Annotated in this window: 2 protein-coding genes; both read right to left on the bottom strand. The window is 35.4% G+C overall.

Going from position 1 to position 1902, the window contains the following annotated elements:
* Positions 1-196 precede the first annotated feature (196 nt).
* The gene (locus tag COZ07_RS08625) at positions 197-1408 is read right to left on the bottom strand and encodes a PD-(D/E)XK nuclease family protein (protein WP_406608160.1); all 1212 of its coding nucleotides are present in this window, start codon (positions 1406-1408) and stop codon (positions 197-199) included.
* Between the two features lie 116 nt (positions 1409-1524).
* On the bottom strand, positions 1525-1839 hold the full coding sequence (locus tag COZ07_RS08630; protein WP_406608166.1) for an MFS transporter: 315 nt from the start codon (positions 1837-1839) through the stop codon (positions 1525-1527).
* Between the last annotated feature and the right edge of the window lie 63 nt (positions 1840-1902).

Genomic DNA, 1902 nt, shown 5'->3' on the forward strand with positions numbered 1-1902 from the left:
TGGCTACCTTTTTAATTCTATCCGACTCTTCCACCTTCTGTATCCATGGTCTGGGGATTAATTCAACCCCAAGTAAGGTTCCCACGGGGCACCTAAGGCATCACCGATGGCAAGCCCCAGCAGACAACCTTGATATTTACCGATCAAAAGTTTAATCCTCCGCTTATTTAAAATAGGGACATCTGTCCCTTTCACCTTAGTCTTCTCTCTTGCTTTTTGATAAGCGGACTGATTTTACTGTGTCAATCTCTACAAACTTTTTTATCTCATCTAAAATAGTCGAATCCCATTTTTCCTCTTTGATTACCTTTTTCAATTCAGCGACATCAAAGGCTGATACTTCTTCCAATCTATTTAATTGGCTTAAGAACTCTATTAAAGATTCTCTCTCCTTGGTCCCTTTACCCGGCACATTGATTTTTTCACTTGAACTAATCTTTAACTTATGATCACTCCCTATCACCACTTCTACCCCTATATTTCCGGCATATTGAATCACCGCTTCTTTTATCTCTTCCAGCTCTTCATCGATCTCTTTAATCTTTACTTCATAGCTCTTCTTTTGATCATCCAATTTGGCAAATTCATTAACCAATTTAACTCCACTATCTTTTAGATATTTATTTGCCGGCAGATTCCCAACCATATATTCATGTTTATACAAAGGACAGATATCCTTATAATAACACCATCCGCATAAAATGCTCTCATGAGGTAAAAACTCCCGGGTAGCTTCGATCTTCTTTATCAAATCAATGGTATTTTTTTTTAATTCATCTAATTCTTCTTCCGTCCTTGATGACCTGATCTCTTTATCAAAGGCTACATAATGCCAGACCAGCTCTATATGATAAACATCGTTCCACATATTTTGAATTCCTATCTGATAGAGAGCCAGCTGGCGGTCTTCATCCATTTTGCTCTGCTCCGGAAGAGATTTGGAGGTCTTATAATCATGTATTTCATAAGTTCTGTCTTTTACCTGGTCTAAGCGGTCTATATATCCCCTTAATTTATATTCTCCATGATCATCTAAATTTATAGTGACCAGACGTTCGATACCTAAAACTTTCCCCTGGTTAAAAGGAGAATACCGCTTATAATAATCTTCTATAAACTTCTTCCCTATTTCTTTATAATCCTTAGCTTTTCTTTCATTGGCGGCAATAACGACCTTATCGTGATAATTCTTATCCCAATTATCCTCATAAAAATCCAGCAGTTCACCCAAATTATATTTCCTAAAGGGGAGGTCTTTATAAATTTTTTCCATTACGTCATGAAAGCGAGAACCTAAAAAAGCCTCGATGCCCTCTTCTTCTCTTTTAATCTTATCGATATAGTTAAACTTGTATTTTAAAGGACAGCCCTTAAAGGCTTCCAGGCGAGAATGAGAATAGATAGTCATAATTTCCTCCTACTATAACCCTTAGAAATTATCTTAATACCTCTCTATAATTTTATAATTTAATAGACACATCCTATTTTTATTATAGTTTAATTTTTTCCTCTAAAGTTACCGAATTATTGACCCTTGTTATTCGCTTTTTCTTTACTGCAAAATACCAAAATTAGTGCTTCTATCAAAAGAAAAGCAGAAAAAAGTTGATATCCCAGAGATAAACCTGATTTAGTAATTTGACCAATTATAATTGGTCCAAAGAAAAATCCTATTCCCCAAAAAAGATAGTAAGCTCCAGAAATTGTTCCTTTAAGTGAATTGGGAACCACTTCATTTAAAAAAGCCATTGAAGATAGATAAAAAACTCCCAGACCCAGACTTGCAATGGTTAATGCAACACTGATTAATGGTTGATTTAATTCCGAAAAGATTGCTATGCCAAATCATGCTGTCAAGAGTCCGGCAATCATAAAAATTTTTCGCCCCATTTTGTCGGATAA

It is taken from the genome of Candidatus Infernicultor aquiphilus (assembly GCF_002784285.1).
GTDB lineage: Bacteria > Atribacterota > Phoenicimicrobiia > Phoenicimicrobiales > Phoenicimicrobiaceae > Infernicultor > Infernicultor aquiphilus.